The organism is Paenilisteria newyorkensis (genome assembly GCF_000766145.1).
Taxonomy (GTDB): Bacteria; Bacillota; Bacilli; order Lactobacillales; family Listeriaceae; genus Listeria_A; species Listeria_A newyorkensis.
The window spans coordinates 60706-85447 of sequence record NZ_JNFB01000008.1; the positions used below are offsets into that span (position 1 = coordinate 60706).

The window sequence follows — 24742 nt, forward strand, 5'->3', positions numbered from 1 at the left end:
TCTGAATTAGTCTTCCATAATTGTCGGTACTTTAAACATGCCATCTTGTTTATCAGGCGCATTCTTCAGCACTTCTTCGCGCGGTAAGCCTGCAATCGATGCATCTTCGCGTAATACATTCGATACTTCAATCGCATGCGATGTCGGCTCTACATTCGCCGTATCTAGCTCATCTAATTTCTCCACCATGTGAATGATGTTCCCTAATTGTTTCGCAAAGTTTTCCGCCTCTTGGTCACTCACTTCTAAACGCGCCAAGTTCGCCACTCGCTCTACTGTTTCTTTTGAAATAGTTGTCAAAATTTTTCCTCCTTTAAATAGTTGGATTCTCCCAGCTAATTTGATAGGTAACTGAGCCCACCTTTTATAGTGTAGGCTCTACATCTTGCTTTAAACAAATCGAGCGAAAGCGTTTGGATACCGCAAGTTTGGAACGAATAACCGCTCACTTTGTTCACGCTTATATTGGGACTGCAACTCATTACATGCTGAACAGTCCCAACAAAGCGGAGTGTACGATTTATACACGAGAACCGGAAGTCCATCAAACTTGTGAAATCCGAGCGCTTGTCGCCGATTTATCTAGAGTATCCGCCATTTTATTTAGTCAAAGATGTGTGCTGTTGGTGTATCATCATTTGCCTTGCGTGTGATGAGCGCCGCAGTACCATCAGTTGTAGTAATATTAACCTGAATTGCCGCATTTGTCGAGAGATGTTTTCCGAGTAAATCGGTCACATACTGCGTAAATCCGATAATTTCGGCTTCTCCGTAAAATTGTAGCGGGATATCAATATTGAGGTCCGCCATCTCGCCGTCCTCATAACGAGCACGTCCAACGACACCTGTGTAGTTCGGGTAATATTTCTCGATATCGGCTTTAAAATCTTCAAATGAGGTGTTATCCGTCTTGTGATCCGATTTCGCATCCGCAGACGGTAAGACATAACTCTTCTCATCGATTGTTTTCCATTTGCCGAGACTCGCGCCATCCGCAGTTGTCGAGGCAATAAAATTACCCGGAACAACACCGTCACGCTTCCCTTGCTTATAAATCGCAATTGTGACGGGTACAGAATCCAATCCTTTGGTCGCTCTGATGCGGTTCAACACCGTCGCCGCCATTTCCTTACCTTGCGTCAGCAACGTGCTATCCGAAATGTTCTGCTCGAATGTCGCGCCGTATTTCTCCTTCTGATAATAATCCACAGAATTCATCGCCAAAGCAATCGAAATACCGCCAAGTCCAACTGTATTCTTATCCGTTTTCTTCAAATAATCTTGTTCTAAAATATGCGCCAAATAAATCGGAGCGCGCTGCTCGCCATCTTTACCATTATCTTTCGGGTTCAGACCGTCTTTATTCTTGTCACTTGAACGATCCAACCATTTCGTCAAAGTCTCTGACGTCAAATATTGCCCCTCTTGAAAAAGGTAATCATCTGGTGAATAGCTCTGTTGTGAAACCCTCATCAAACCTGATTCTAATTCATTAATATCGTAGCGGGAGTTAATATTTGAAACAACTAATCCACGCGATTTACTGGGCTTATACGGCAACACTGTTTTATAATAATCCGCGGAAATCTGATTTTTTGTCATGATACCTGTTTCCGCTTGCTTTGTGTCTTTTTTCTGTACAACCTGTTCATCCGAATTGAGGCTCGGGGCACATCCTGCAAGTAAAAGAGCGGTGCTAAGGGAAACGACTAGTAATTTTTTCATTTGTTTTGACCACCTTCATCTGGTAAATATTCCATTAATTTTTGCTCACTCCATATGGCTATCCCTAATTCTTCAGCTTTCGCCAGTTTGGAGCCCGCATCACTTCCTGCCACAACAACATCCGTGTTCTTACTTACGCTCCCCGTAACATTTCCGCCCAAACTCTCAATCAACGCCTTCGCTTCCTCACGTTTCAGATGTTCTAATTTCCCTGTTAAAACAACTTTCTGATTCGCAAAAACAAGCGCTTCTTCTGGCATCAATTCCAGTTTTGGACCTGTATACATCATGTTCACTTCGGCTTTCTCCAACTTCGCTAACAAATCGTGCACTTCTTCGTTCTCAAAATAAGCAACAATCGAGTCCGCCATCTTCTCACCAATATCAGGCACCTCAATCAAAGCTTCTTTCTCAGCTACACGTAACGCGTCCATCGTTTCAAAATACTGCGCTAAAACCTTCGCTGCCTTCGCGCCAACATGACGTATACCAAGGCCAAACAGCAGCTTCTCCAATGAATTCTCGCGGCTTTTATCAATAGAAGCTAGTAAGTTCTGAACAGACTTCTCGCCCATTCTCTCTAATTCTACCAGTTTTTCGCCCGAAAGGAAAAACAAATCTGCTACATCTGTAATTAATTTCTGTTCAAAAAGCTGAACGACTACTTTTTCACCTAAACCGTCAATGTTCATCGCATTACGCGAAACAAAGTGAATCAGGCCTTCCTTTAGCTGAGCGGGGCACTTTGGATTAATACAGCGCAAGGCAACTTCGCCTTCCAAACGAACCAGCTCACTCTCACACGTCGGACAATGCGTCGGCATGTGATACGGGACTTGTTCTTCCGTCCGATCTTCCTCCACCACGCGAATCACCTCTGGAATGATGTCGCCCGCTTTTTTGATCAAAACGGTGTCACCAATCCGGATATCGCGCTCACGAATTAAGTCCTCGTTATGAAGTGAAGCCCGACCAACCGTTGTCCCAGCTACACGAACCGGTTCTAAAATCGCGGTCGGTGTCACAACGCCGGTACGCCCGATGCCAAGTTCGATATCTAGCAGTTTCGTGGCGACTTCTTCGGCTGGGAATTTATAAGCAATTGACCAACGCGGCGACTTCGCGGTGAAGCCAAGCGTCCGTTGCTGTTCCAAGCTGTCCACCTTGATAACAATCCCATCGATATCATACGCAAGTCCTGAACGAGCTGCCGTCCATTCCTCTATATACGCAAAAATTTCTTCTAAAGACTGGCACAACCGGCGTTCTTTATTCACCTTTAAACCTAATTTCTCTAACCGCGCCAAGCCTTCGCTATGTGTCGCGACACCCATATCACCGAAATCCGCCACCGCATATAAGAAAATATCTAAGTTTCGTGATGCCGCAATTTTCGTATCTAATTGGCGCAGAGACCCAGCCGCCGCATTACGCGGATTAGCAAAGACCTCTAGGCCATTTTCTTCTCGTTTTTCATTCAGTTTTTGAAATGACTGCTTTGGCATGAACGCTTCGCCGCGAACTTCAATCGTGAAAGGCTCTTGTAGCGTCATCGGAATCGATCGAATCGTTCTTAAATTCGACGTGATATCCTCGCCAACCGTTCCATCGCCACGTGTTGCCCCGCGCTTATACTTCCCTGCTTCATATTGCAAAGAAACCGCTAAACCATCAATTTTGAGCTCGCACATGTAAGCTACGTCCTCGCCCACTTTCTCACGTACGCGGCGGTCAAAGTCTTGCAAATCCTCTTGGTTGAACGCATTGCCCAGACTGAGCATCGGCGTTTCATGCGCCACCTTCTGAAAACCAGCAAGGACTTCCCCACCAACACGCTGCGACGGCGATTCTGGCGTCACCCAATCCGGATTTTCCTCCTCCAAAGCAATCAATTCATGCAAAAGTTGATCATAGAGGGAATCCGGGGACGTTGGGTTATCCGCGACATAGTATTCATAACTCAGCCGCTCCAGTTCCTTTATTAATTCTTCATAACGTTCTCTTTCAGCCATTTCGCTTCACCTACTTATACTTTTTCAACAGGCGCAAATTCCGCCAGCAATCGTTTTACTCCAGTTGGACTCGGGAAAGCAATATCAAGCTCCATGTTACTTCCCGTTCCTTTCACGCTGACAACCGTTCCGACGCCCCATTTCTTATGACTCGCCTTGTCGCCAACCGTCCACGCCTCTTTCTCCGCGCCAGACGAACTATAACCAACCACCGATTTGCTATGCATAGATGACTTGGCAAACGGCACTTCCGTCAAACTATTCTCATGCGCCATTTCAATCAAATCATTGGGAATTTCATCAATAAAACGCGATTCCTTGTTCGCTGTCGAACGTCCGTATAACATCCGCGAATAGGCACTCGTCATATACAGTTCCTCTTCCGCGCGCGTGATACCAACATACGCCAGCCTGCGTTCCTCTTCCATCTCATCTTCCTCAAAAAGCGCTCGGCTATGCGGGAAAATCCCTTCCTCAAGTCCCACTAAAAAGACAACCGGGAACTCCAAACCTTTCGCCGAGTGTAGCGTCATGAGCGTCACCGCGCCACGAGACTTGTCCTCTTCATCCAACTTATCCACATCCGCAACAAGCGCCAAATCCGTCAAAAAGCTAATCAGCGTCTTATCATCGCTTTCCTTTTCAAAGTTTTGCGTTACCGACAAGAACTCATCAATATTCTCCAAACGCGTCTGCGCCTCAATCGTCCGCTCGTTTTCAAGCATCGCGCGATATCCCGATTTCTCAAGAACCTGCTCCACCAGCTCCGTCACCGACAAATAATCCTGCATTTGCGTGAAGCCTTTAATCAAATCATGGAATTCCACCAATTGTTTCGAAATCTTCGCCGATAACCCGACCATCTCGATCCGATCCAGCACTTCAAAAACCGTCAAATCATACGCCGCCGCAGTATTCGCGACTTTATCCATCGAACCCGCTCCGACACCACGTTTTGGCACATTAATAATCCGCGCTAAACTAATGTCATCATCGTTGTTCGAAATCAGGCGCAAGTAAGCCAACACATCCTTGATCTCCTTACGATCATAGAACTTCGTGCCGCCAACCATCTGGTACGCCATATTCGACTTCATGAAGAATTCCTCCATCACACGCGACTGCGCATTCGTCCGATAAAGAATCGCGAAATCCGATAGCGGACGATTCGTCTCCTTGACCACCTCTTGAATTTTCCCAACAACGTACGAAGCTTCTTCCTTCTCCGTTAACGCCTTGTGATAGAAAATTTTCTTACCTTCATCGTTATTCGTCCACAAGTTCTTCGGTTTCCGATTACTATTGTTCTCAATCACGCGGTTCGCAGCTTCCAAAATCCGCTTTGTCGACCGGTAATTCTCCTCCAACAGGATCGTCTGCGCATTCGGATAATCCTTCTCAAACGACATGATGTTCGTAATATCCGCACCACGCCAGCCATAAATCGACTGATCCGAATCCCCAACCACACAAAGATTACGGAATCGCGCCGCCAGCAATTTCACTAAAATATATTGCGCATGGTTCGTATCTTGATACTCATCCACATGAATATACTGAAATTTCCGCTGATAAAACTCCAACACGTCCGGCACTCGCTCAAACAACTGAATCGTCACCATGATCAAATCATCAAAATCAAGCGACTGGTTCTTTTTCAACTTCTTCTCATATTCCACGTACACATCCGCAACCATCTGATCAAAAAAGCCAAATGCTTCCTTCTTGTACTCCTCCGCGTTCATCAGCTCGTTCTTCGCATTACTGATCGCCGCCAAAATCCCACGCGGTTCAAACTTCTTCGCATCCACGTTCTTATCTTTTAAAATGCCCTTAATAACCGAAAGCTGGTCCCCGCCATCCAAAATCGTAAAATTGCGGTTAAATCCAATCCGCTCAATATCTCGGCGCAAAATCCGCACGCACATCGAGTGAAACGTCGAAATCCAAATCGATTCCGCTTCTGGCCCAAGCAAATTACCAACACGCGCTTTCATCTCACGCGCCGCCTTATTCGTAAACGTAATCGCCAAAATATTATAGGGATTCACGCCACGCTCTTTCATCAAGTAAGCGATACGATGCGTCAAAACACGCGTCTTCCCACTTCCTGCCCCAGCCATGATCAAAAGAGGTCCCTCTGTAGCTTGGACCGCCTTCTTCTGTTGTGGATTCAATCCTTTTACTAAATCTTCCGCATTTAATTGCATTTTATCCTCACACCGCCAATACAAACATTTGTTCTTATTTTAACTTTTTAAGCAACCGAAAGCAAGTGATATTATCGAACCGCACTCACCGTTTCCAACGCCTGCTCAAAATCTTCATACAAAATATTACCAACAATAATCACATCCGCGATTGCACTCATTTCACGCGCCTGGGCGACCGTTCTGATGCCACCGCCGTACCAAAGTTTCGTGTTCACAAGCTCATCCCGCGCCGCTTGAAGCATCCGACTATCCCCAAAAACACCACTATACTCGACATAAAAAACCGGCAATCGTAGCATATTTTCCGCGATACTCGCATACGCCGCGACATCACTTTCCGTCAATTCCGTATTCGCCTTCGCCAGTTGCGCCGCTTTTGCATCCGGATTTAAAATACAATACCCTTCCACCAAAACATGCGGCCACGGAATAAAGTCACCATACTGCTTGACAATCCCATGATGCGCACCGAGCAGCCACTTCACGTCCGTCGTATTCAGCACCATCGGAATCAAATAGTGGCTAGCACCAGGCATGATCATCGCCTCGTCACTAACCTCCATAAAAACCGGCAACCCCCGACTCGCAAAATCCTGAAACAATCCCTGTACCGCATCCAACTGCAATCCATCCGATCCCCCGATAATAAAACCATCCGTACCAGACCGAACCAACCGATCCACAGCCCCATCCGGCAAACACTTCGCAGGATCCAACTTAAATAAATGCCTCACATGAACCAACTCCACCCATAAAATCCCTACGAACTAGCGTGGCGCGACAAATGTTCAGATTCTAGGCAAAGCCGAGCACCGAAACGGAGCGTACGACCGTACGAGAGTATCGGAGCACAGGTTTTAACGACGAAGATGAGCGTTTGTCGCGTCACGCGCCACCTATAAGTATACCATTTTTGAGTAACTCCCGCACCACTTCCTAGACGCTTTTATGAAAATCTTTAACTTTTCCCAAAAAGAGGGATGCAATCAGAAAAATTCTGTGCTATGATAAATCTATAAAATGAGATTCTATAATGATAAGAGTCTGGTCCATAGCTCAGATAAATTGGCAATGCTGTTCTAATGTTTTCATCCTCCCCGTCAAAACAGGGTAGGCGTTTGCTCCTTATTTCGAGTTATGTTTCAGTCTTTTTTGATATGAGAGGAAGTCGGCGATGAATAGAAATAGAGAACAATGGAGTTCGAAATGGGGATTTGTTTTAGCTTCTGCTGGTTCCGCCATCGGAATCGGCGCTATTTGGAAATTACCTTATATCGCTTCCAATGCTGGCGGTGGCGCATTCTTTCTTTTGTTTACAGCACTTACTTTTTTAGTAGTTCTACCTATTTTGATTGGGGAATTTATCGTGGGTCGCAGCTCACAAAGCGATGCTATCCATTCCTATAAAGTCCTTGCCCCCGGTACGTACTGGAGCTGGCTCGGAAAAATGGGCGTTTTCGGTTCCATCTTAGTGCTTGCTTTTTACGCTGTAGTTGGCGGTTGGATACTTGGTTACATTGTCAAAGCAATTAGCGGCTCCGTCAGTCATGGGAATCAAGCGCAACTGGCTCTTCAATTCGATTTAGTAACAGCCAATACAGCCATCGCTATCGCAGGAACGGGTATTTTCCTTCTATTAAATGTACTCGTTGTAACACAAGGCATTCGTGCCGGCATCGAGCGCGTAAGTAAAATTATTCTTCCCGCGTTATTCATTCTTTTTATTATTCTAATTATTCGGTCCTTAACGCTGCCAAACGCACTAGCTGGCCTTCACTACTTCCTAAGCCCCGACTTCTCAAAAATTGATAGCAAGACTATCATTGTTATATTAGGTCAGGCCTTCTTTTCGCTGAGTGTCGGAATTTCGCTCATGGTGACTTACGGTTCTTACCTGAATCGCAAAACGAGCATTCCCGGTTCTTCGGCAGTTGTTGCCATTTTAAGTGTTATCATATCGCTTTTCGTCTGTCTCGCGATTTTTCCCGCGGTATTTTCGTTTGGCGTGGTGCCGAATATGGGGCCTGGTATCCTGTTCGTGATACTCCCCTCCATCTTTAACCAACTACCGTTTGGGACCTTTTTCTTCATCGTTTTCTTGATTCTGTTCTTTTTCGCAGCCCTATCATCAAGCTTTTCCTTACTTGAAACAGCAACAGCGCCGTTTATGAAGCGACTAGGAGGACGAAAATTAGGAACTTGGATCATGGGCGGCATTATCTTCTTGCTCACTATTCCAGCAGCGCTAAGCTTTGGCATTTGGAGCCACGTCACCATTTTTGGCTTGACGATATTCGCGGCCTCCGATTATTTAGCATCCAACATCATTCTACCACTGGGCGCCCTATTCACAGCGATTTTCGTCGGATGCCGCTTACCCCGCCAACTATTATGGGACGAATTTACAGCAAGCAGCCGATTTGGTAAAAAACTATTCTTTGTCTGGCTATTATTGCTAAAATACGTAGCACCACTCGCGATTATACTGGTATTCCTCTACGCGACTGGCATCATACCTTCCTAAAACAAAAAGCGTTCCAACAACGGAGCGCTTTTTGTACTCATATCTATATCCTAAGAGATTATTTGTCTCTCAGCCGGGCGACAAACGCTCAGCTTCGTCGTTAAAGCCTGCGCTTCAGTGCTCTCGTACAAATCGTACGCTCCGCTCCGCTCCGATGCTAGCCTTTGCCTAGAATCTAAGCATTTGTCGCCCAGCTGAGGTTTGGAGGAACAGAAATAGTTTATGTTAAAACATCATTTTGCAACCTATCTATCCTTCATCCTATCAAATACTACTTCATACATATCATTTCCGTAGTTTAGTGAACGTTTGACGCGCGAAATCGTTGCTGTGCTGGCGCCGGTTTCTGCTTCAATAACATTATATGTCTTGCCATCGTGTAACATTCTAGCCACTTGGAACCGTTGCGACATCGATTGAATTTCGTTTACTGTGCATACATCATCAAAGAAAGCATAACATTCTTCTAAATTCTCCAGCGCTAAGATCCCTTTAAAAAACGTATCTAGACCTTCACCACGCAGTTTTTCTATTTGCATGCGTATACCTCCATTTTACTCAGACTCTTCTTTACCATTTTAACGTACTAGTGTGAATAACACAACAAGAAGGTTCAAAAAAACGGACGAACATGCTATACTATTCCTATAAAAGGGAGGTCTCAACATGAAAGCAAAAATTATCTTATTTTTCTCACTCTTATTCGTAATTATGGTAACATTTCATCTCCCAGTCTCGGCGGATCGTTCTTTTACCATACCAAAATATGAAAACTATGTCCAGATTCAACAAAACGGTACGGCACGGATTACCGAAAATGTTCGCTACGATTTCGATGGCGCATTTAATGGGGCCACGATGGATATCGATACATCCGGACTTCCACAGATTACAGACCTGCAAGTAGCTGTCGACGGTCAACCATTTGTTAGCAGTAACTCCGAACAAAACGGTACGTTTAAAGCGAATTATGTTGGCGATACGTTGAAAATTCGCGTTTACTCCCCAACCGATACGGCAAAAAAAGATTTCACCTACACGTATACACTAAAAAACGCGATTATCAACTACAATGACACCGCTGAATTCAATCGCAAACTGGTCGGCAAGAATTGGCAAGAAACGCTAGATCATGTCGCTATCACTATTATGCTTCCAAAAGCAACGCAAAATGGCGAACTTCAAGCCTGGGCACATGGACCGCTGGACGGAACGGTTTTGCTGCAAGATAATAAAACCGTGAAACTAACCGCTGATAACGTCAAAGCTGGGCAATTTGTTGAAGCGCACGTTATTTTTCCGAAGAATATCGTACCGTTCAATCAAAATATCCAAGCCGTCGATAAAAAAGCGGCCATTCAAGCACAAGAAGCCAAACTCGCCGATCAAGCCAATTTTAAGCGAACGCTCGCAAAAACCGTTTTTTATGGTGGCAGTTTGCTTATTTTATTCCTCGTTCTCATTACGATTAGTATCACATATATCAAATATACGAAATCCAAAGTTGCCCTTTTTAAAGATAAGTATTTCCATGATATCCCGCTCGATATGTCGCCTGCCGTTATGAATAAACTCATTTTCGCGCAGACCGGAGCCAATGATATCGTTGCAACCATCATGGATTTAGTCCGCAAAAGACAGCTCACGATTGAAGAACTTCCACACCCATCCGGCAACAAGAAAAAGGCAACCTATACAATCACAAAATTGCCAGTTCCCTCTCCAATCGAGCTGTTATCACATGAAACCCGACTTATCACATGGCTCATCGATAAAATTGGCGATGGCGAAAAAGTCACACTAAAAGAAATCAACGCCTACGCGAAGAAGAATACGACGACTTTCCGAACCGCTTTTACAAATTGGAAAAACAGCGTGGGTACCGAAGCGAAAAAATACGATTACTTTGACAAAGAAGCCAGCTCTAAAGCAACAAAACTGTTGGTTGCTGCTCTGACGGCTAGTATTTTGATCGGTATCGGGATTATTATTTTTAGCATTTTTGCGAGTATTTTCTCCCTATTTGCTTGTATTGTTAGCATTCTCGCTTTCGTGATTCTGATTGTTTTCTGGATTACTCAGTTTCCTGTAAAAAACCAAGAAGGTACGGAAGAATTTGCGAAATGGCATGCTTTTAAGCGCTATATTAAAGACGTTGGAAATATGGATATCGCAGACGTTGGATCTATCGCGATTTGGGATCATTACCTCTCCTACTCCATTTCACTCGGTCTGACGAAAGAAGTCCTAAAAGCAGCATCGATTCACTTCTCACCAGAACAAGTGCAGCAGCATTCCGGTTTGCTTTACTACTATTATGGTGGCGCCATGCTTGGCAGTGCGAATCACGCAAACATGGACACAGCCTTTGCCGAAAGCTTCCAGAGTTCCTTCGAAAGCTCGTTCAGCGGCGCCTTAGCAAGCAGCGCATCATCTGGCAGCGGTGGCGGCGGTGGATTCAGCGGCGGCTCCAGCGGTGGAGGCGGCGGCGGTTCAGGCGGCGGTGCCTTTTAACCCAATCAAAAAACGTGCGGTACATCTCAAAAAATTTTGAGGTATACTGCACGTTTTTCTTATTTCACAGCCTTCGTTCCAATATCCATCCGATAAAAGAAATCTGGGTTATCAAGCTTTTTCATTTCTTTATACAGCTGCGTTTGGGCCTCTGTCATCGATTCCGCCGTCGCCGATACGAGCAACACGCGGCCACCATTGGATACGAAAACATCGCCATCTTCTGCGCGCTTCGTTCCCGCATGGAAAACCTCAGCCTCTATGTCATCAAGTCCAGTAATCACATTGCCTTTCGCGTAGTCCTCGGGATACCCCGCACTCGCCAAAACAACGCCAAGTGTGACGCCTTCTGTTTCCCATTCCAACAACGGCTCTCGGTCATGCAACAACGCATCAATCACCTTCGCAAAATCTGATTTCAATCGCGGCAACACCACCTGCGTCTCTGGATCTCCGAATCGCGCGTTAAATTCAATCACTTTTGGGCCATCTTCGGTCACAATCAAGCCTGCGTACAAAATGCCAGAAAACGAACGGTCCTCTGCAACCATCCCTTTTGCCGCTGGAAATAAAATTTTCTGAATCGCTTCATCAACCACGGTCTGCGATATGTGTGGTACAGGCGAATACGCGCCCATTCCACCCGTGTTTGGCCCTTTATCGCCCTCGTATGCCCGTTTATGATCTTGCGCTATCGCCATTGGATACACTTTTTCACCGCGTACGAAAGCCATCAACGAGAATTCCTCGCCTGCTAAAAAGTCCTCAATCACCACTTTCGCCGACGCTTCTCCAAACTTACTATCCAACATCATATCCTTCAAAGCAAGTACGGCCTCTTCCATATCAAAAGCGACCACGACACCTTTTCCAGCCGCCAAACCATCCGCTTTAATCACAATCGGCACGCCTTTTTCCTGCAAGTAAAGATAGGCTTTCTCATAATCCGTAAACGACTCCGAATCAGCCGTAGGAATCGCATATTTTTTCATGAACTGTTTTGCAAAATCTTTACTTCCCTCAATCAAAGCCGCCTTTTTCGACGGTCCGAATGCTTTTATTCCCGCTTGTTCAAAATCATCGACCAAACCGTTTAGTAGCGGCACTTCTGGACCGACAATGACCCAATCGATCATCTTCTCCTTCGCAAAGGCAATCAAAGCCGCCGCATCTGTCTCCGAAATAGCATATGTTTTGATACCATCGCCTAGCATTCCATCATTTCCAGGCGCGCAAAATACCGTTTCCACGTCGTTACTCTCCAGCAATTTCTTACTGATCGCATGCTCACGACCACCGCTTCCGACAACTAAAATTTTCATCGCACTAACCACGCTCCTTTAATGTTTGAAATGGCGGACATGAGTGAGAACCATTGCAATACCATACTTATTCGCCATCGCAATCGAATCTTTATCCTTGATCGAACCACCTGGTTGGATAATCGCTTTGATGCCAGCCTTAGCCGCAGCCTCCACCGTATCGTCCATCGGGAAAAAGGCATCTGAAGCCAGAACCGCGCCCTCCGCCTTGTCTCCTGCTTGATTCAAGGCAATTAGTGCCGAACCAATCCGATTCATCTGTCCTGCACCAATCCCTAATGTTTGTGCAGCATTCCCGACAACAATCGCGTTCGACTTCACGTGCTTCACAATTTTCCACTGGGCGACGAGCGCTTTCCACTCACTTTCTGATGGTTGCGCATCCGTCACGACTTCATATGTCGCCACATCTTCTGCCACCGCATCGCCATCTTGCAACAATAGACCGCCAATCACCGACGTTTTTTCAACCGCATTCACTGGTCCCGCAAAAGGAACCGTCAACAAGCGAATATTCTTCTTCTCGGATAAAATCGCGAACGCTTCCTCCGAAAAACTAGGCGCAATAATAATCTCTAGGAAAATCTGACTCATATGTTTTGCCGTCGCTGCATCGACCTCCCGATTAATCGCCACAATGCCACCAAAAATCGAAGTCTCATCTGCTTCATAGGCTTTCAAATACGCTTCTTCTGGCGTAGCACCAACACCGACACCACACGGATTCATATGTTTCACAGCGACCGCGACAGGTTCTGTAAATTCAGACGCAATCCGAAGCGCCGCGTCCGTATCACGAATATTATTATACGATAACTCCTTACCGTGCAGTTGTTTCGCCTCACTAATCGAATTTTGCGTGCCAAGCGGTTCTGTATAAAAAGCCGCCTGCTGATGTGGATTCTCACCGTAACGCAGATCTTGTTTTTTGTTATACGTCAATGTTAATTTTTCAGGGAATTCCTCGCCAACAATCTCCGTTAAATAGCCCGCAATCAAGGCATCGTAAGCCGCCGTATGTCGGAAAACCTTCGCCGCTAAACGCTGATTCGTTTCAAAAGTGACCGCGCCATGATCGCCCAATTCCGCTAAAACAGGCGCATAATCCGCGCTATCAACAACGACCGTCACCGCCGCATAATTTTTCGCAGCTGAGCGCAACATCGAAGGACCGCCGATATCGATATTTTCAATCGCCTCACCAAGCTTCACGCCAGGTTTCGCAATCGTTTCTTGGAACGGATAAAGGTTCACACAAACGAGATCAATTTTAGCAATATCATGCGCTTCAATTGCCGCCATGTGCGCCGCATCATCACGACGAGCAAGCAACCCACCATGAATCGCCGGATGCAGCGTCTTCACACGACCATCCAACATCTCCGGAAAATCAGTCACTTCCTCAATCCCAATCACTGGAACCGCGCTATCCTCGAGCGCCTTCTTCGTTCCACCCGTTGAAATAACCTCAAACCCAAGCTCCACAAGCGATTTCGCGAACTCCACGACACCCGTTTTATCTGACACACTAATTAACGCTCTTTTCATGATTGTCCCCCTATTATTTTTTTGACAACTTCTGGATAAAATGCATGCTCTACTTTATGTATTCTCGTCGTGAGCGAATCGATCGTATCCTCTGGCAAAATGGCAACCGACTGCTGCGCGATAATCGGTCCCGTGTCCATTCCTGCATCGACAAAATGCGCCGTGACACCCGTTTCGGCCACGCCCGCAGCGACTGCCTGACCAATCGCATCTTTGCCAGGAAAAGTCGGGAGTAACGACGGATGCAAATTAACAATCTTGTTTTCATACGCTTCCAGTAATGTTGGTCCAATCAAACGCATATATCCCGCCAAAACGAGAAATTCTACCCCTGATTCCTGCAATTTAACCACGATTTCCCGCTCAAAAGCCGCTTTATCCGCGAAAGCCTTCGGAGCAAAGACAAACACTGGAATTCCAGCTGCCTCTGCCCGTTCCAACACAAACGCGCCTGGTTTATCACAAACAAGCAACGCCACCGATTCCTTAATCGCCGCATCGTCCACAAGCGCCTGAAAATTACTACCCGATCCCGACGCAAAAATCGCTATTTTCATCTTAGTTGCCTCCTGTAAACACGACTTGCGCGCCATCTTCTTTCGGCGTCACTTTTCCGATCGTATACGCTTTTTCACCTTGCTCTGCTAAAATGGCAAGCGTCTGTTCCGCATCTTCCGCCGCAACGACAAGCACCATGCCAATTCCCATATTAAAAATGCCATACATCTCGTCCGCATCAATCTTACCATAGCTTTGCAGCACATCAAAAATCGGCAAAACAGGCCAAGCATCACGCGTAATCGACACCGCCAAATCCTCCGGCAATACCCGTGGCAAATTCTCGATAAAACCGCCACCCGTCACGTGCGAAATCCCGTGCACCGTTACATTTTTAATCACTTCCAAAACAGGCTTCACATAAATCCGCGTCGGCGTCAGCAACTCATCCGCAAGCGTCTTGCCCCCAAGCTCCGACAAAACCGCATCCAGCGCAAAGTCATGCTCCTTAAAGAAAATTTTGCGTACCAACGAGTATCCATTACTATGAATGCCACTCGAAGGAAGACCAATCAAGACATCGCCGGCCGCAACCCGCTCGCCCGTAATCACGTCCGCCTTCTCGACCGCACCAACCGTAAAGCCAGCCAAGTCATAATCATCCGCACCATACATGTCCGGCATCTCCGCCGTCTCACCGCCAACAAGCGCGCACCCAGCCAGCTCGCAGCCATCCGCAACACCCTTGACAATCTGCTCCATCTTGCCCGGAATCGTTTTCCCCGTCGCAATATAATCCAAGAAGAACAGCGGTTCCGCGCCCTGCGCCAAGATATCATTCACACACATCGCGACACAGTCCACACCGATCGTATCGTGCTTATCCGCCTCAATCGCAAGCAGCAACTTCGTACCAACGCCATCCGTCCCCGAAACAAGCACAGGTTCACGCAAGCCAAGCCCGCTAAGATCAAACATCCCGCCAAACGAACCAATCGCGCCCATCACACCGTTACGCTTCGTGCGAGCCACATGCTTTTGAATCCGCTCCACAACCTCATAACCCGCCTCTACATCAACGCCAGCCTTACTATACGCATTCTCTGCCATTTGCAAAATTCCCCTCTCAACGTGACTCGGCTTCTAAACTCGCCAAATATTCTTTTTCATAATCAAATAATTCCGTCGGGTAATCCCCGTTAAAATACGCCATACAAAGTCCGCCATAAGGCTCATCCGGATACGGCTTACCAACCGCTTCCACGAGTCCATCCTCCGACAAATACGTTAGCGAATCCGCACCGATAATCCGGCAAATCTCATCCACCGAATAATTCGCCGCAATCAACTCACCCCGCGTCTGAATATCAATCCCATAAAAACACGGAAAAGCAAGCGGAGGGGACGCAATTCGAACATGGACCTCGGCCGCGCCAGCATCACGCAAAAGTTGCACAATCCGGCGACTCGTCGTCCCGCGAACAATCGAATCATCAATCATGACCACCCGTTTGCCCTCAACGACACCACGTACCGCCGACAATTTCATTTTCACGCCCTGTTCCCGCAATTCCTGCGAAGGCGCAATAAACGTCCGCGCCACATAACGATTCTTAATCAAGCCCAGCTCATACGGAATGCCCGTTTCCTCCGCATAACCAATCGCCGCCGAAATACTCGAATCAGGAACCCCCGTCACCACATCCGCTTCAACAAAAGCCTCCTGCGCCAACCGTTTCCCCATCCGTTTTCGCGCCGAATGGACATTAATTCCCGCAATATTCGAGTCAGGACGCGCAAAGTAAATATACTCCATACTACAAATCGAATGCTTCACGTTTTCCGTAAACTTCTCAATATGCAAGCCATCATCATCAATAATAATCAGCTCACCCGGCTCCACGTCACGCACAAACTTCGCGCCAACCGTATCAAACGCACACGTCTCCGAAGCAATCACATACGAATCACCAATTTTTCCAATCGAAAGCGGCCTAAAACCATTCGGATCAAGCGCTGCAATCAACTCATTCTCCGTCAAAAGCATGTACGCAAAACCGCCCTGCACCTTGTTCAGCGCCACCTTCAAATCCTCCACGAACGATCCCGTTTGGCTACGCTTCAACAAATGCGCCAAAACCTCCGTATCCGAACTCGTCTGGAAAATCGCGCCTTCCTCTTCCAACTCATGGCGAAGCGTCTGCGCATTAATCAAATTCCCATTATGAGCAAGCGCCAGACTCGAATTTTGAAAGTGGAATAAAAATGGTTGGACATTGCTCAAACTCTTGCCACCAGCCGTCGCATAACGCACATGCCCGATCGCCGACTTCCCAACAAGTTCATCCAGTTCCCCGTGCTTAAACACATCCGCAAGCAGGCCTAAGTTACGATGCCCTTTTAGCGTCACACCATCCGTCGACACAATCCCAGCGCCCTCTTGCCCACGATGCTGTAAACTATGCAAACCATAATACGTAATCTGCGCCGCACTCGGATGATTCCAAATCCCGAAAATACCACATTCCTCGTTCAATCCTCTTATTTCAGTAGACATGGAATAGCCCCTTCCCAAACTTGTTTTAACTCACTAAGTTCGGCTGTAATTGCTGATTTTTCCGTTTGCACCACCAATTGCGGCACCTCTGTGACCTCGCCTAAACGCACCACTTTTTCCGTTTCAAACAACTGCTCGAATTTCGCAGCATCATCCGCTTTCACCGATACCAAGAAACGCGATTGCGATTCACTAAACAGCCATTCCTCCGCAAAAGGTACCTTAATCGCCGCGCCCAAATCGTTCGCAAAACCTGCCTCAGCAAGCGCTATCGCCAAGCCGCCTTCCGCCAAATCATGCGCCGAAGCAACAAGACCTTCACGAATCGCCGTCAACAAGAACTGTTGGTAACGCTTCTCTACCTGCAAATCAAGCTCAGGCGCGCGTCCACTAATTTTGCCTTGCTCCAATTTTTGCAATTCAGAACCGCTAAATTCCGGTTTCGTTTCACCAATCAAATAAACCACATCGCCGGCCGCTTTAAAACCTTGCGTCGTAATATGCGCCACATCCTCGACTAAACCAACCATTCCAATCACCGGCGTCGGATAAATACCTTCACCATCCGTCTCATTATACATCGAAACATTCCCCGAAATGACTGGCGTATCAAGCTCTAGACAAGCCGCACTAATCCCGTCCGCCGCCTTCTCAATCTCCCAGAAAATCTCTGGTTTCTCCGGATTCCCAAAATTAAGACCATCCGTAATCGCCAGCGGTTTCGCGCCCGAACAAACAATATTCCGTGCCGCTTCCGCAACTGCAATCTGGCCACCTTTTTCAGGATCCAAATACAAGTAACGTGAATTACAATCCGTCGTCATCGCAATCGCCTTATTCGTGCCACGAACCCGTAAAACAGCAGCATCCGAACCAGGCGCAACCGCCGTATTCGTCCGAACTTGATAATCAAACTGCTCATAAATGTGACGCTTACTCGCAATCGTTGGCTGTCCAAGTAACGCTTTCCAAGTCGCCACAACATCCGTCACAACCGGCGCAAAAGCTTCTTCCGCTTGGAAATCACGATAACGCTGCGGTTCCGATGAAGGCTTGTGATACACAGGTGCATCCTCAGCAAGCGCGTCAACCGGCACATTCGCCACAACTTCCCCATGATGCACAATTTTATACATCTTATCATCCGTCACCGTTCCAATCGTCACAGCCTCCAAGCCATAACGCTCAAACAACGCCTTAATTTCCGCCTCATGTCCTTTTTTCACACATAAAAGCATCCGTTCCTGCGACTCCGAAAGCAACATTTCATACGCCGACATATGCGTTTCCCGTTGTGGCACGTCATCCATAATGAGCTCCAAGCCCGATCCAGCCTTCGATGCCATCTCCGAACTCGAGCTCACCAAGCCTGCCGCTCCCATATCCTGAATCCCAATCAAGATATCCGAATGATCACGAATCAAGTCCAAGCACGCCTCCAGCAACAATTTCTCCATAAACGGATCGCCTACCTGAACCGCCGAACGCTGCTGCTCGCCCTCTTCACTGAATTCCACCGAGGCAAAAGTAGCCCCATGAATCCCGTCGCGCCCAGTTTTCGCGCCAACGTACATCACCGGATTACCGACACCGACCGCCTGGCCTTTTTGAATATCCTCTTTTGCAATCAAGCCAACACACATCGCGTTAACCAGCGGATTCTTCGCATAACACGGATCAAACTGCACCTCGCCGCCAACCGTCGGAATCCCAATTGAATTCCCGTAACCAGCAATCCCAGCCACGACCTCATTCACCAAATATTTCGTATGCGGGTTATCAATCTCGCCAAAACGAAGCGAATTCAACATCGCAATCGGACGCGCGCCCATCGAGAACACATCGCGAATAATCCCACCAACACCAGTCGCAGCGCCTTGATACGGCTCCACGTAAGACGGATGATTATGACTCTCCACTTTAAAAGCAACGCCAAGTCCATCACCAATATCCACAATCCCAGCACCCTCACCAGGACCTTGCAACACTTGCGGACCCTCCGTCGGGAACTTGCGCAACACCGGTTTGGAATTTTTATAACTACAATGTTCCGACCACATTACCGAAAACAAACCCGTCTCCGTATAATTCGGTTTTCTCTTCAAAATATCACAAACAAGACCATACTCACTCTCACTGAGCCCCATCGTCTCATAAATTTTCTGTTCCTCAATTTGCGCCGCTGACGGTTCCTGATTCACATTAAGCATGTACTTGTTCCTCCTTCCAAGCCTTCAACATCGATTTAAAAACGCCAAGTCCAGCCGTTCCGCCAACAACGTCCTCCACAGCACGCTCCGGATGTGGCATCATACCTAGTACATTCCCAGCCTTATTCGTAATCCCAGCAATATTCGCAATACTTCCATTAGGGTTTTCCGACGCATACGTGAACACAATTTGTCCATTCGCCCGCAATTCCGCAAGCGTCGCATCATCACAATAATAATTCCCCTCACCATGCGCCACAGGAATCCGAATCTCTTCCCCAGCCGCGTATTCCGACGTAAACATCGTCTCCGCATTCTCCACACGCAAACTCACCGTTTTACAAACAAAATGAAGATTATTATTTCGAATCAAAGCCCCAGGAAGAAGCCCACTCTCCGCCAAAATCTGAAAACCATTACAAACACCAAGCACCGGCTTACCAGTCTCCGCAAACCGCACCACTTCCGGCATAATGTTCGCAAATTTTGCAATCGCACCCGTCCGCAAGTAATCCCCATACGAGAATCCACCTGGAAGAAGCACCGCATCAAAACCGCCTAAACTCGTTTCGGCATGCCACACATATTCCGCCTCTTCACCGAGCGCATCTTCTATCGCATGCAACATATCTAAATCACAATTCGAACCTGGAAATTGAATGACCGCAAATTTCATGCTTATGCCTCCTCGATTTCATAACGATAATCTTCCATCACTGGGTTTGTCAGCAACTTATCACACATTTCATCCAAGACCGCATGAATGTCACGATCCGATTTTGCCACTTGAAGCTCCATGTATTTCCCAATCCGTACATCCTCAACCTCGCCATAATTCAAACTCTTCAGCGACCCCATCACAGCAGTCCCCTGAGGATCCAACACACTTTTCTTCAACGTCACAAACACCTTCACATTATACATTCAAACAACCTCCTTTAATCTTTTCAAAACTTCCTCATAAACCGCAGTTAAATTCCCAATATTCCGACGAAAGACATCCTTATCCAGCTTGGCATTCGTATCCCGATCCCATAATCGGCACGTATCCGGCGAAATCTCATCCGCAAGCAAAACTTCCCCATTCTCATCACGCCCAAATTCCAATTTGAAATCAATCAGCGTAATATTCATTTTTGCAAATAATTCACATAACGCCACATTCACATCAAGCGCGGCCTGCTTCAAAATCACAATCTCATCCTCCGTCGCCGCCTCCAAATAAAGCACATGCGCGTCATTAATAAACGGATCATTAAGCGCATCATCCTTATAATAAAACTCCACAATCGGCTGTTTTGTCGGCGTTCCCTCAGGCACACCAAGACGTTTTGCAAGACTGCCCGCAATCACATTTCGCACGACAACCTCCAGCGGAATAATCGCAACCGAGCGCACCAACTGCTCCGTATCCGACAACTGCTCCACAAAATGACTCTTTATCCCCGCATCACGCAAATATGTAAAAATCCGCGACGTAATCTCATTGTTCAAACGACCCTTGCTCGCAAAACTCTCCTTACGCTCCCCGTTCAGCGCCGTTGCATCATCCTTATACGCCACGCGCAACACGCCATCCTGATCCGTACTAAACAACCGTTTCGCCTTACCCTCATACAATAAATTCGCCACTATGAAAAGTCTCCTTTAAAATCAGAATTTTGACCCGAATCAAGCATGAAAAACCATGAAGACACCATAACCCTCCATAGTTTTTCATGATGCCATCCTTAAAGTCCCAAACGTTTAAAAATCATATCCACTTGTTTCAAATGATAATTATAATCAAAACAGCCATCAATCTCATCCTGAGAAAGTAAATCCGTAATCTTAGGTTCCGCCTCAACCAGCGTCTTAAACGGTACTTGCGTTTCCCAAGCTTCCATCGCTTTAGGTTGCACCGTATCATACGCTTCCTCACGAGCCATCCCCTTATCAATCAACGTCAACAACACACGCTGCGAATAAATCAGACCAAGCGTCCGATCCATATTCCGCTTCATGTTCTCCGGGAACACCGTCAAATTCTTCACGATATTACCAAAACGATTCAAAATATAATCAAGCAAAATCGTCGCATCCGGTAAAATAATCCGTTCCGCAGAAGAATGCGAAATATCACGCTCATGCCACAGCGGCACGTTCTCATACGCCGTCACCATATGCCCACGAATCACACGTGCTAAGCCCGTCACATTCTCCGAACCAATTGGATTACGCTTATGCGGCATCGCAGAAGACCCCTTTTGCCCCTTCGCAAAAAACTCTTCCACTTCACGAACCTCACTCTTTTGAAGCGCGCGAACCTCCACAGCAAATTTTTCCACAGAAGTCGCAATCAAAGCAAGCGTCGCCATATAATCCGCATGACGATCCCGTTGCAACGTCTGCGTCGAAATCGGAGCCGGCGTCGTACCCAGCTTCTCACAAACATACTCCTCCACAAAAGGATCAATGTTCGCATACGTCCCAACAGCCCCAGAAATCTTCCCGAATTCCACGCCATCCGCAGCACGATTAAACCGCTCCAAATTCCGTTTCATTTCCTCATGCCAAAGCGCCAATTTCAAGCCAAACGTCGTCGGTTCCGCGTGCACACCATGCGTACGCCCCATACAAACCGTATCCTTATACTCCTTCGCCTTGTTCGCCAAAATCTCGATAAAGCGTTCCAAATCCGCACGCAAAATCTCATTCGCCTGTTTCAAAATATACGAATTAGCCGTATCCACAACATCCGTCGACGTCAAACCATAATGCACCCACTTACGCTCATCACCAAGCGATTCCGACACACTTCTCGTAAACGCCACCACATCATGACGCGTCTCAAGCTCAATCTCCTGAATCCGCGCCACATCAAACGTCGCATTTTCACGAATCTTCGCTACATCCTCTTTCGGAATCTCACCAAGCTCCGCCCAAGCCTCACAAGCTAAAATCTCAACTTCCAACCACGCCTGAAAACGATTTTGCTCCGTCCAAATATTACCCATTTCTTCTCTCGTATAACGTTCAATCATCGTTCCTCAAATCCCCCAATTAACTCCAAATTTGCATTGCACGTAATTTCTCTATCTCCACAAGCGGATTATCACTGAGCACCGTTATATGCCCCATTTTGCGATCAATCTTCGCCTCTTGTTTCCCATAATAATGAACAAACCATTCCGGATGCGCATCCAATACATCATTCACACCATCCACATGTTGCCCCAAAATATTCACCATCATCGCCGGGCGCAACAACTCCACCTCAAGCAGCGGCAAACCAGCAATCGCTCGAATATGCTGCGTAAACTGCGAAATATTACAAGCCTCAATCGAAAAATGTCCCGAGTTATGCGGTCTAGGCGCCAACTCATTCACGTAAATCGCTCCAGAACTCGTCACAAACATCTCCACCGCCAAAACACCTTCCAAATGAAGATACTCCGCCAGTTTGACCGCAATAGCCTCCGCCTCATGAACTGACTCCGCGTCAAGCGTCGCCGGCACAATTGTCGTATGCAATATATTATTCTTATGATCATTCTCAGCCACAGGAAAAGTCTCCACCTGCCCAGCCGCATTACGCGCCACAATCACAGAAACCTCACGCTCATACGGAATCCAAGCCTCCAGCACACACGTCCCAAAACGCAATAATCCAAGCGCCTTATCAATGTCATCCTCATTCTGAATCACATACTGCCCTTTACCATCATAACCACCCTGCGTCGTTTTAAGCACCGCCGGATAGCCCAAACTACTAATATGCTGAACAATATCATCCTTATCCACAATCACCGCATAAGGCGCCAAATTAATATTAATCGACTCCAAATACGCTTTTTCTAAAATACGATCCTGCGTAATCGACAATAACTCCGAACCCTGCGGAACACGAACAATGTCCTCAATCGAACGAATCGCGTCATTATCCACATTTTCAAATTCATATGTCACAACATCACTTTTTTCAGCCAATTCTTTCAAAGCCGCAAGATCCGTATAATTCGCAACAATCTGCTCATCCGCCACTTGCCCACACGGAGCATCCACAGTCGGATCAAGTACAATTACTCGGAATCCCATCGCCTTCGAAGCCAAAGCCATCATTCTGCCTAACTGCCCACCTCCGATAATTCCAATCGTGCTGTTTGGTAATAAATACGTTTTACTCAAGAGAATCACTACTTTCTAGAACATTTTCCTCTAGTGTATCACGTCTATTTTCCAAACGGCTAGCAATTACCTCATTTTCGACCGATAAAATTTGCGCAGCGAGCAATCCAGCATTTACCGCACCCGCCTCACCTATTGCGACAGTAGCGACTGGAACCCCTCCAGGCATCTGCACAATCGATAATAAAGAATCCAGTCCATTTAACGCTTTTGACTTCATAGGAACACCAATAACAGGTAAAGTCGTCTTCGCAGCAACCATACCTGGCAAATGAGCGGCCCCTCCAGCCCCAGCAATAATAACCTTAATCCCGCGACTTCTCGCATTTTCCGCATATGTAAACATCAAATCCGGTGTGCGGTGTGCAGAAACAACCTTCTTCTCATAAGCTATTTCTAGTTCTTCCAATACCTCACATGCCTTCCTCATCGTCTCCCAATCAGAAGTACTTCCCATAATGACACCAACTTGTGCACACATTCAATGTTCAACTCCTCAACATTCTTATTTTATCCAACACTATTTGACCTCTTCATTCTAACAATACCTGTCAGCAAAGTCAACCATAAAATCGAACAATAAAAAGAAAGTATATTTTAATGTTCGTGTTTAGTCCTGTTTTTAACAAAAAAAAGAAACTCTCCATAGAAAGTCACTTTTTCTTAACCCCACCACGAACCTGCTTAACCCAAAAGCCACCATAAATCTGCTTAGGTTCCGACGATACAATAAAAGCCTTATCATCAATCGCAATAATGCGCTGATACAACTTATTCTCATTTTTACGAGGCGTCAAGATTTCCAACATCATCCGTTCTCCATCACGCCCACTAGCGATCCAGCTAGTAACCCCATAACCAGCGTTCCTAATCTGATTAGCCAAATCCAAGTTATAGTCCTTCGTAATCACATTAACCGTAATATACCCCAAAGCAAGCCGCTCCTCAATCTTCATGCCCACAACAATACCAACACCAAAACCAAGCGCATACGCCGCAATGTTAGCAATATCATTCAAGTTACTCATAACCATTCCAAGAGCAACAATATAGACCACAATCTCGAATACACTCACGATAGCCGCACGATAACGATACCCTTTCATCGTCATCAACAACCTCACCGTATTCAACGACACATACAAAATATTAATAATAAAAATTGTGAGCACCATTCCAACAGCATCTCCCACATTAATTCCCCCTTATGCACAGCTCTTACTTATATTTTTCACTAATTACAATATCTCAAACCTAATCCTATCTTAAAATCACATAAGTATCAATACTAAATCTCAATTAAATCTTCTCATCATTAAAAAATAATTATTAGAGACAAATAAAAAAGCACTCAACAAAAAGTGAGTACTTCTTATACATTGCCCGGCGACGACCTACTCTCACAGGGGGAAGCCCCCTACTACCATCGGCGCTGAAAAGCTTAACTTCCGT

General features: G+C 46.5%; 21 protein-coding genes and 1 rRNA gene. 2 read left to right on the forward strand and 20 right to left on the reverse strand.

The window, feature by feature from the left end; all coding sequences use genetic code 11:
- Positions 1–6: 6 nt before the first annotated feature.
- From gatC to pcrB, 5 genes are all read right to left on the reverse strand, one after another.
- Positions 7–300 carry an Asp-tRNA(Asn)/Glu-tRNA(Gln) amidotransferase subunit GatC gene (gene gatC, locus EP58_RS03330; RefSeq protein ID WP_036077618.1) on the reverse strand — a complete coding sequence of 98 codons (294 nt, stop codon included), beginning with the start codon at positions 298–300 and terminating at the stop codon, positions 7–9.
- A gap of 303 nt (positions 301–603) precedes the next feature.
- Positions 604–1725, reverse strand: a complete 1122-nt coding sequence (locus tag EP58_RS03335; protein ID WP_036090029.1) for a CamS family sex pheromone protein — start codon at positions 1723–1725, stop codon at positions 604–606.
- Entirely contained in the window at positions 1722–3737 is a 2016-nt protein-coding gene (ligA, locus tag EP58_RS03340) for an NAD-dependent DNA ligase LigA (RefSeq protein WP_036090031.1), read from the reverse strand. The genes EP58_RS03335 and ligA overlap by 4 nt, the downstream gene beginning before the upstream one ends.
- 14 nt (positions 3738–3751) lie before the next feature.
- On the reverse strand, positions 3752–5947 hold the full coding sequence (gene pcrA, locus EP58_RS03345; RefSeq protein WP_036090033.1) for a DNA helicase PcrA: 2196 nt from the start codon (positions 5945–5947) through the stop codon (positions 3752–3754).
- A 71-nt stretch (positions 5948–6018) separates the two neighbouring features.
- Complete coding sequence (pcrB, locus tag EP58_RS03350; protein WP_036090036.1) at positions 6019–6684, reverse strand: heptaprenylglyceryl phosphate synthase; 666 nt, start codon at positions 6682–6684, stop codon at positions 6019–6021.
- A 440-nt stretch (positions 6685–7124) separates the two neighbouring features.
- Between pcrB and EP58_RS03355 the strand changes: the two genes are divergently transcribed.
- A complete protein-coding gene (locus EP58_RS03355; RefSeq protein WP_036090037.1) occupies positions 7125–8474 on the forward strand; it encodes a sodium-dependent transporter in 1350 nt (449 codons plus the stop codon).
- Between the two features lie 245 nt (positions 8475–8719).
- Here EP58_RS03355 and EP58_RS03360 read toward each other — a convergent pair whose 3' ends face one another.
- On the reverse strand, positions 8720–9013 hold the full coding sequence (locus EP58_RS03360) for a YerC/YecD family TrpR-related protein (protein WP_036090039.1): 294 nt from the start codon (positions 9011–9013) through the stop codon (positions 8720–8722).
- 127 nt (positions 9014–9140) lie between these two features.
- On the opposite strand from EP58_RS03360, the gene EP58_RS17600 reads away from it, so the two are divergent.
- Positions 9141–10988: a DUF2207 domain-containing protein gene (locus EP58_RS17600; protein ID WP_036090041.1), complete on the forward strand. Its 1848-nt coding sequence runs from the start codon at positions 9141–9143 to the stop codon at positions 10986–10988.
- A 59-nt stretch (positions 10989–11047) separates the two neighbouring features.
- Here the strand turns inward: EP58_RS17600 and purD are convergent, their stop codons facing one another.
- The 14 genes from purD to rrf form a co-directional block, all read right to left on the reverse strand.
- Positions 11048–12310, reverse strand: a complete 1263-nt coding sequence (gene purD / locus EP58_RS03370) for a phosphoribosylamine--glycine ligase (RefSeq protein WP_036090045.1) — start codon at positions 12308–12310, stop codon at positions 11048–11050.
- Positions 12311–12328: 18 nt separating this feature from the next.
- Positions 12329–13858, reverse strand: a complete 1530-nt coding sequence (gene purH / locus EP58_RS03375) for a bifunctional phosphoribosylaminoimidazolecarboxamide formyltransferase/IMP cyclohydrolase (RefSeq protein ID WP_036090048.1) — start codon at positions 13856–13858, stop codon at positions 12329–12331.
- The gene (purN, locus tag EP58_RS03380) at positions 13855–14415 is read right to left on the reverse strand and encodes a phosphoribosylglycinamide formyltransferase (RefSeq protein WP_036090051.1); all 561 of its coding nucleotides are present in this window, start codon (positions 14413–14415) and stop codon (positions 13855–13857) included. Before purN ends, purH begins: the two co-directional genes overlap by 4 nt.
- A gap of 1 nt (position 14416) precedes the next feature.
- Positions 14417–15466: a phosphoribosylformylglycinamidine cyclo-ligase gene (purM, locus tag EP58_RS03385; RefSeq protein WP_036090053.1), complete on the reverse strand. Its 1050-nt coding sequence runs from the start codon at positions 15464–15466 to the stop codon at positions 14417–14419.
- Positions 15467–15482: 16 nt separating this feature from the next.
- Positions 15483–16913, reverse strand: coding sequence for an amidophosphoribosyltransferase (gene purF, locus EP58_RS03390; RefSeq protein WP_036090056.1), 1431 nt, complete (start codon positions 16911–16913; stop codon positions 15483–15485).
- Entirely contained in the window at positions 16898–19123 is a 2226-nt protein-coding gene (purL, locus tag EP58_RS03395) for a phosphoribosylformylglycinamidine synthase subunit PurL (protein ID WP_036090057.1), read from the reverse strand. The genes purF and purL overlap by 16 nt, the downstream gene beginning before the upstream one ends.
- A complete protein-coding gene (purQ, locus tag EP58_RS03400; RefSeq protein ID WP_036090061.1) occupies positions 19116–19799 on the reverse strand; it encodes a phosphoribosylformylglycinamidine synthase subunit PurQ in 684 nt (227 codons plus the stop codon). The genes purL and purQ overlap by 8 nt, the downstream gene beginning before the upstream one ends.
- Positions 19800–19801: 2 nt before the next feature.
- A complete protein-coding gene (purS, locus tag EP58_RS03405; RefSeq protein WP_036066366.1) occupies positions 19802–20047 on the reverse strand; it encodes a phosphoribosylformylglycinamidine synthase subunit PurS in 246 nt (81 codons plus the stop codon).
- A complete protein-coding gene (gene purC, locus EP58_RS03410; RefSeq protein WP_103035043.1) occupies positions 20048–20758 on the reverse strand; it encodes a phosphoribosylaminoimidazolesuccinocarboxamide synthase in 711 nt (236 codons plus the stop codon).
- A 95-nt stretch (positions 20759–20853) separates the two neighbouring features.
- Positions 20854–22146, reverse strand: coding sequence for an adenylosuccinate lyase (purB, locus tag EP58_RS03415; RefSeq protein WP_036090065.1), 1293 nt, complete (start codon positions 22144–22146; stop codon positions 20854–20856).
- 19 nt (positions 22147–22165) lie between these two features.
- Positions 22166–23290, reverse strand: a complete 1125-nt coding sequence (gene purK, locus EP58_RS03420; protein ID WP_036090067.1) for a 5-(carboxyamino)imidazole ribonucleotide synthase — start codon at positions 23288–23290, stop codon at positions 22166–22168.
- Positions 23283–23771: a 5-(carboxyamino)imidazole ribonucleotide mutase gene (gene purE, locus EP58_RS03425; protein WP_036061604.1), complete on the reverse strand. Its 489-nt coding sequence runs from the start codon at positions 23769–23771 to the stop codon at positions 23283–23285. The genes purK and purE overlap by 8 nt, the downstream gene beginning before the upstream one ends.
- A 172-nt stretch (positions 23772–23943) precedes the next feature.
- Entirely contained in the window at positions 23944–24465 is a 522-nt protein-coding gene (locus EP58_RS03430; protein WP_036090109.1) for a DUF2179 domain-containing protein, read from the reverse strand.
- Between the two features lie 206 nt (positions 24466–24671).
- A 5S ribosomal RNA gene (gene rrf / locus EP58_RS17855) occupies positions 24672–24742 on the reverse strand; the annotation flags it as partial.

Excerpts from the sequence above, each read along its gene's own strand:
- EP58_RS03335 (WP_036090029.1), bottom strand. The coding sequence starts at position 1,725 with ATGAAAAAATTACTAGTCGTTTCCCTTAGCACCGCTCTTTTACTTGCA.
- ligA (WP_036090031.1), bottom strand. The coding sequence starts at position 3,737 with ATGGCTGAAAGAGAACGTTATGAAGAATTAATAAAGGAACTGGAGCGG.
- pcrA (WP_036090033.1), bottom strand. The coding sequence starts at position 5,947 with ATGCAATTAAATGCGGAAGATTTAGTAAAAGGATTGAATCCACAACAG.
- EP58_RS03355 (WP_036090037.1), top strand. The coding sequence starts at position 7,125 with ATGAATAGAAATAGAGAACAATGGAGTTCGAAATGGGGATTTGTTTTA.
- EP58_RS03360 (WP_036090039.1), bottom strand. The coding sequence starts at position 9,013 with ATGCAAATAGAAAAACTGCGTGGTGAAGGTCTAGATACGTTTTTTAAA.
- EP58_RS17600 (WP_036090041.1), top strand. The coding sequence starts at position 9,141 with ATGAAAGCAAAAATTATCTTATTTTTCTCACTCTTATTCGTAATTATG.
- purD (WP_036090045.1), bottom strand. The coding sequence starts at position 12,310 with ATGAAAATTTTAGTTGTCGGAAGCGGTGGTCGTGAGCATGCGATCAGT.
- purH (WP_036090048.1), bottom strand. The coding sequence starts at position 13,858 with ATGAAAAGAGCGTTAATTAGTGTGTCAGATAAAACGGGTGTCGTGGAG.
- purN (WP_036090051.1), bottom strand. The coding sequence starts at position 14,415 with ATGAAAATAGCGATTTTTGCGTCGGGATCGGGTAGTAATTTTCAGGCG.
- purM (WP_036090053.1), bottom strand. The coding sequence starts at position 15,466 with ATGGCAGAGAATGCGTATAGTAAGGCTGGCGTTGATGTAGAGGCGGGT.
- purF (WP_036090056.1), bottom strand. The coding sequence starts at position 16,913 with ATGTCTACTGAAATAAGAGGATTGAACGAGGAATGTGGTATTTTCGGG.
- purL (WP_036090057.1), bottom strand. The coding sequence starts at position 19,123 with ATGCTTAATGTGAATCAGGAACCGTCAGCGGCGCAAATTGAGGAACAG.
- purQ (WP_036090061.1), bottom strand. The coding sequence starts at position 19,799 with ATGAAATTTGCGGTCATTCAATTTCCAGGTTCGAATTGTGATTTAGAT.
- purS (WP_036066366.1), bottom strand. The coding sequence starts at position 20,047 with ATGTATAATGTGAAGGTGTTTGTGACGTTGAAGAAAAGTGTGTTGGAT.
- purB (WP_036090065.1), bottom strand. The coding sequence starts at position 22,146 with ATGATTGAACGTTATACGAGAGAAGAAATGGGTAATATTTGGACGGAG.
- purE (WP_036061604.1), bottom strand. The coding sequence starts at position 23,771 with ATGTGTGCACAAGTTGGTGTCATTATGGGAAGTACTTCTGATTGGGAG.
- EP58_RS03430 (WP_036090109.1), bottom strand. The coding sequence starts at position 24,465 with ATGGTGCTCACAATTTTTATTATTAATATTTTGTATGTGTCGTTGAAT.